Origin of the sequence: Paraburkholderia sp. BR13439 (assembly GCF_040948805.1) — a bacterium.
Classification (GTDB): Bacteria; Pseudomonadota; Gammaproteobacteria; order Burkholderiales; family Burkholderiaceae; genus Paraburkholderia; species Paraburkholderia youngii.
On sequence record NZ_JBFPKN010000073.1, the window covers coordinates 1 to 6,425 of the forward strand.

3 protein-coding genes and 1 pseudogene are annotated in these 6,425 nt (G+C 60.0%); all 4 read right to left on the reverse strand.

Annotated elements, in window-relative coordinates:
• Window positions 1–261: 261 nt before the first annotated feature.
• Window positions 262–765, reverse strand: coding sequence for a hypothetical protein (locus tag AB3X96_RS41760; protein WP_368594314.1), 504 nt, complete (start codon window positions 763–765; stop codon window positions 262–264).
• A 109-nt stretch (window positions 766–874) separates the two neighbouring features.
• A complete protein-coding gene (locus AB3X96_RS41765) occupies window positions 875–1,834 on the reverse strand; it encodes an SOS response-associated peptidase family protein (RefSeq protein WP_368594315.1) in 960 nt (319 codons plus the stop codon).
• 103 nt (window positions 1,835–1,937) lie between these two features.
• A complete protein-coding gene (locus tag AB3X96_RS41770) occupies window positions 1,938–5,087 on the reverse strand; it encodes an error-prone DNA polymerase (protein WP_368594316.1) in 3,150 nt (1,049 codons plus the stop codon).
• A gap of 6 nt (window positions 5,088–5,093) precedes the next feature.
• Window positions 5,094–6,305 (reverse strand): annotated as a pseudogene (locus AB3X96_RS41775) (DNA polymerase Y family protein); the annotation flags it as partial.
• Window positions 6,306–6,425 lie beyond the last annotated feature (120 nt).

A 6,425-nucleotide genomic window follows, 5' to 3' on the forward strand; every position in this document is an offset into this window, starting at 1 on the left:
ACGTTCTCACCCGATTGCCGACTCAAAAGGCCAGCGACATCGCAGCATTGCTGCCTCATCGCTGGCAACCGGCGGATCCCATCCGCTAGTTCAGTTCGCCAAGACGGGTTTGCTGGCCGCTTACGGATAACAAATGCACCGCATGCAATCGCAAGGATGACGACGGCCATCAGGCCGGCACTCATTCCAGTAGCGCTACGAGAGTCACTCGCGGGGGGAAGCGGCAAAGACGACAGCAGTCAACGAGGACCGACCGTGACGTCAAGTTGATTGTTTCGCAAACGGATTGATGGGCTGAACCTTTGGGCGGTCCTTGACGCGCTCGAGCATCTGGCATGTGCTCCAGTCAGAAACCAGCGCTTCAAGCCCGCGGACGACATTCGATTCCATAGCTTGCACCCCGGTATCGCCATTGAAATTGGCACTGAACGCAGCGTGGAAGCGATACTGGAAATAGGCAGAGACCTCCTGGATGCGCTCTTGCGTACCCGAGTCCGTGAACATTACGGACTCAGGCGAGAACGGGTCGTAGTAAATGACATTGGGGTAGTCGGTAGCCACAGCTACGCGTGGCTCATCACTCACAAGCAGCGAGCCGACCAACTGTATAGACCCTTTCATCCCCTTCGGGGTTTTGAAGACCCAAATGCGCTTTGGCAACCGCTCTGCGAGTTGAATGACTTTCTTATTGTGGGAGCCAAAGTAGCCGACCTGGCCGTTCCTGAGGTTCTGCTCGAGCTTCTGCCAGTAGTAGAAAATGTCCATTCGATGTCTGCTATTCGATGCCTGGTACGCTGCGGTACTTACTCAATGCCGCAATGGTACTGGTAGCCGTTTTTATCGAGCAGGTACCGGTTCGACATGGTTCACATCGTTATGCCGCGAGCCGGTGCTCATAGAACGGTCGGTCTCTGTCATCAAGAATCGCATACAGCGCGGCCAGATCGGACGTGTCCGGACTGAGCCATGCGTCAAGGTTTTCAGGTTTGATGGGAATAATGCACCTGTCGTGACCAGCAGCCGCCACTTCTGGCGGAGGTTCATCAGTGATGGCGGCAAAAGACAGGAGGTCCGGTTCGCCAGGTGCTGTCCAGCGCGACCACAGGCACGCAACCAGCATGTCGTGAGGCGGATTAGGAATGAACTGAAGGACAACGTTCTCGTCTTTCTCACCTTCCGCGAGGGCGCGACCTTCCGTCCTGCTTTTGGGGACATTCTCGTAAAAGTTGCTGACAACAAGGATGCCGTGTGAGTGACCAAACAGGGGCCGCCAGAAGCCTTCGAGATTGTCGCGTCGAGCGTTGTACGTGCCGGGGTATTTCACGTCGTATGACGCTGGCTTGCCTGCAATGCGGCACTGGTAGCGCATCGGTTTAATAACGCGCTGCCCATTCTCCACTACCATTACTGGGGCGTAGTGCCCTGGAAAAATACGCGAGTCTCGCGGCTTAAGTTCAGTCCGCTGGATGTCGTCGAGCTTGCCGAGGGTCCACGCTATTTTGTCGGTGGCGATTCGCTGACTTTCAGTGGCCGCCTTGGTGACCTTCGTCTGAAGCGTGCGTTCGGCGTCGGCCAGTCGCTTGCGCTGCCTGAAAAGGTCCTGCTCAAGCTTCGACGTCTGTTCCGCGTTGTATTTTTCGATGAGCGCCTTGATTTCGCGCTCGTCGTCGAACGTTGGATTCAGGAACGCATCCTCCATGGCTTTCGGAATCTTTGCCTTGCTGCCCTCCGCACGCTCGAAGAAAAGCTGCGCGAACTCCTTGATGCTGATGATGGCACCGAACATTCTTTCGAATCGCCGATAGTCCGCCTGAATCTGAGCCGAGTAGCACATAGGCACCTCCGTTTCCTGCTCCCATGATACGCATACTCCGGATCGAGGCGAGCGCAGAGAGCTTGCTGGAGAAAGAAGCTGCGGTTCCAAACACCCTGTCGGGTCAGCAGAAATTCCGGCTCGCCGCCGTCAGCCCGCCAAGCAGATGCGACATATCGATGAGGCGCTGGGCCACGAGGTGCCGTACCTCACCCTCGCGCTGCCATACGCCAAGCACCCCGAGCAAAGATGCGCCCAGAACTTCCTTGCGCTGCTGTTCAAGCACTTTGGGCCAGATAACGACGTTCACATTGCCCGTCTCATCTTCGATAGTCATAAAAATAACGCCCTTTGCAGTCTCTGGCCGTTGGCGCACGGTGACGATGCCACAGGCGCGGGCCAGCTGGCCGTTGCGGTAAGTCTGCAGCGTTGAGGCCGGCATCAGTTTGTTGGCAAGCAACTGTGGACGCAGCAATTCCAGCGGATGTCTCCCGAGCGTCAGCCCCATCGATCGGTAGTCACCCACGATATCCTCCGCTTCGGAAGGTGCACCCAGTCCCGGTGTTTCGTCTTCCACTGTCGCGACCGAAAGCATATCCTTGTCGGGCACGGCGGCGACCGACTGCCAGAGCGCTTCGCGCCGATTGCCGGCAAGCGATGACAGCGCGTTCGCCGCGGCAAGCACCTGCAGGTCATGACGGTCCAGTTGGGCGCGGCGGGCCAGGTCGGCGACAGTTGCGAACGGCCGCACGGCTCGCGCGTTCTCGATGCGTTCGGCGGCGCCATCGCGCATGCCTCGCAGCAGCGACAGACCAAGCCTGACGGCAGGCTTCGCAGCGCCCTCCACATGTTCAAGCGTTGAGTCCCAGCCACTTATCGTGACATCGACCGGCAGGACCTGGACTCCGTGTCGCTTCGCATCCTGCACGAGTTGTGAAGGCGAATAGAAACCCATCGGCTGCGAATTCAGCATCGCCGCGAGAAACCCTTCCGGCTCATGGCACTTCAGCCAGCTGCTTGCATACACCAGCAGTGCGAAGCTGGCAGCATGGCTTTCAGGAAAACCATACTCGCCGAAGCCGAGAATCTGCTGGAAGATGCCATCCGCGAATGTCCTGTCGTACCCTCGCTCGAGCATGCCGTTGACGATGCGGTCGTAGTATTTATCCAGGCCACCCTTGCGCTTCCAGGCTGCCATTGCCCTTCGCAACTGGTCCGCTTCTCCGGCGCTGAAGCCGGCGGCCAGAATGGCCACCTGCATCACCTGTTCCTGAAAAATAGGCACTCCGAGCGTGCGACCCAATGCCGTCTCAAGGGCTGCGCTAGGATAGGTCACTGGCTCGAATCCCTGCCGGCGTTGCAGATACGGATGGACGGCACCACCCTGAATAGGTCCTGGGCGTACGATGGCGACTTCGATAACCAGGTCATAGAACGTGCGTGGCTTCAGTCGAGGCAGCATCGACATCTGCGCGCGCGACTCGATCTGGAATACGCCCACGGTGTCGGCACGCGAAATCATGTCGTACGTTTCCGGGTCCTCTGCGGGGATGTCCTGCATCTCGAACCGCTCGCCGCGCTGCTCCGACACGAGGTCGAGCGTACGGCGGATGGCCGACAGCATGCCCAATGCCAGGACATCAATCTTCAGCAGGCCCAGCGATTCGAGGTCATCCTTGTCCCACTCGATGACCGACCTGTCCGCCATCGCAGCATTTTCAACGGGCACCAGGCGCGTCAGTTTGCCGCTGCTGATGACAAATCCACCGGAGTGCTGGGACAGGTGGCGCGGGAAACCGAGGAGTTGCGACGCAAGCGATGCCCAAACCTGAATCAGCGGCGTCTCCACATTCAGGCCAGACTCCGCAAAACGTTTGAGGAGGTCCCGTTTGCCATCAAACCAATGATGACTCTTCGCCACCGCATCGACAATCTGTGGGTCGACGCCCAACGCCTTGCCGGTTTCGCGAAGAGCGCCGCGAGGTCGGTAGGTCGACACGGCGGCGGCGATTGCCGCGCGGTCGCGACCGTACTTCCGGTAGATGTACTGGATGACTTCTTCGCGACGCTGGTGCTCAAAGTCAACGTCAATGTCCGGCGGTTCACCGCGCTCCCTGCTGATGAAACGCTCGAACAGCATGTTTCCTCGCGCAGGGTCCACCTCTGTTACGCCCAGGCAATAGCAGACCGCGGAATTGGCCGCTGAGCCACGCCCCTGACACAGGATGAGCTGGCTGCGAGCAAAACGCACGATGTCGTAGACGGTGAGAAAGTACGGCTCGTACTGCAGGTCAGCTATGAGATCCAGCTCATGCTCAATCTGCTCCTGAACGTTGTGCGGAATACCCGAAGGGAAGCGTCGCTGCGCACCGATGTACGTCTCCTGTCGCAGGTAGGCCGCAGGCGTCAATCCGGGTGGTACGAGTTCGTCGGGATATTCGTACCGAAGCTCGTCGAGTGAGAAGGTGCAATGTGCGAGGATGTTGGTTGTTTCGCTGAGCGCGTACTCCGGATAAAGATTGGCGAGTCGCAGCCGGGAGCGTAGATGCTGCTCCGCGTTTGGCGCCAGGTCGTACCCGCATTCGTGCACCGGCCTGCCGATACGAATGGCCGTCAACGTGTCCTGCAATGGCTTGCGCGAGCGCACGTGCATCACCACATGACCCAGCGCGACGACCGGTATGCCGTGCCTGTCGGCAACGTATTCAACGGCGCCGCGGTGGATGTCATCCATCGCCCGCTGGTGCAGCACCAGCCCGCACCACGCACGCCCCGGAAATGTCTGATCGAGCCATTCAAGCTGCGCGTCCAGGACATCCTCCTTCGCCGGAAAGTCGGGCACCAGTATCGCGAGGCAGTCGGGCACGCCGCGCAGATGGCTGCATTCCCGGTCAGGTCTCGACAGGTCCTGCGGCGTCAACCGGTACTGGCCTTTCGGTGCACGCGTGCGGGCGAGCGTAATCAGCTCGGAGAGGTTCCCGTATCCCTCGCGGTTCTGGGCAAGAAGGATAAGACCGAACGCCGTTGAACCGTCGGCATTGACGAGCCGGAAGTACGAGCCGATGACGAGCGGAAGCTTCGCCTCCTTCGCTGCCACGTGCGCGCGCACGATACCCGCTAGCGAGCATTCGTCCGTTATCGCCAGACCCGAGTAACCGAGTTGCGCCGCGCGCTCAACCAGCTCCTCGGCATGCGAAGCACCATGCAGAAAAGTGAAATTCGAAAGGCAGAAAAGCTCGGCATAGGCCGGCAGGACATTGAAGGTCGTGTCCATCGCGCATCAGCCGAACAGTCCGTGGAGAAACCAGCGCGGCTCTTCTTCAGCGTCGCGGCTGCTGACACGTTCGCGGTATATCCAGTAGCAGCTCTGGTCTTCCGCCTGCGCAACGAAATAATCACGTGTCACCAGTTCGCCGTCGAACCAGCCAGCTTCAATGCGCTCGCCGGGCGACACCATGCGCAACGGCGACCCGTAAAACGGGCGGTGCTGGCGCATGAGCAGACGCACCGGGTTGTCCACCATCCACGTTGGTCTGGGAAGACCTTCAGGAAGCGGTTCCTGCTTCAGTTGCCGCGTCACCGGCACCCAGCGATTGGCTATCTCAGGCCTGTGATCAGCCGTCGGCGCGGGCCGAAGGACGTTGTCTTCACCAAGCCGGGCGACGAGCAGTTCAAGCAGCCGCGCATGGTCCGCGCTGGAGCCTCCTGGTTCCGGAAAGAGCGTGTCGGACGGCGGGGCTGCCGCCTCGACTCTGGATACATCGAGACGCAATGCGATAACCGGCGCAGTGAGCTCGATGCGATGCAGCCGTTCCTTGAGCAGGCGGATGAGGTGGTCCTCTCTCCATGTCGGTTCACCCAGCGCAATGTCGATGGCCGTCGGTTCGATGGCATCGCGCCCACGCTCGTGTTCGAGCAGGAGTTTTATCGCTGTTACCGCAAGCTGCTTCGCGCACAGCCATCCGCAGAGTTGCACGACAAGTCGATGCGCGCCGAACACCGCGCCGTCCGCATGTTCCAGACGGTCGGGCATCTCGATACGGGCTGAGAAAGTTGGCGGCAACTCCAGCCAGTCGAACAACTCTGGGGCCGTGCCGAACGCGCGGTCAAGCGAATCAAGCAGGTGCTCGCCGCACCGCCGCTGCAGGCCGGCACGGGGCAGACGCCGTACGTCGGCGATGGTCTCGCAACCCAGGCCGTTAAACCATTCGGCAAACGGGCGGACCTCAGGGACCGCGACCATCGGCAATGCAGACAGCCGTTGCTCGAGCGACGCCAGTTTCAGAACCCGAGGGTTCCCGTATTTCGCCAGCAGCCATGCTCCCTGTCCGGTAGGCGCAGCGCTGATGCGAGCGGTGAATCCCAAGGTCGCCATCACCGCCTTGGCTTCCCGGCACAGTGCGAGCAGGCCGCCGAACAGCCGCAGGCTCGCACCGACCTCGACCACGACCGTTGCTTCATCAAGCAGCGCAACTTCTGGAGAGAAACGTAAGCGGTCAATAAAAGACGCCCTTCCATCGAGGGGCAGAAGGTCAGAAGCTAGGTGTCCACGTGGACACCTGCACACTGACACTGATGACAGAGAACAAAGACCTGAAGAGCCGTCTGGTGA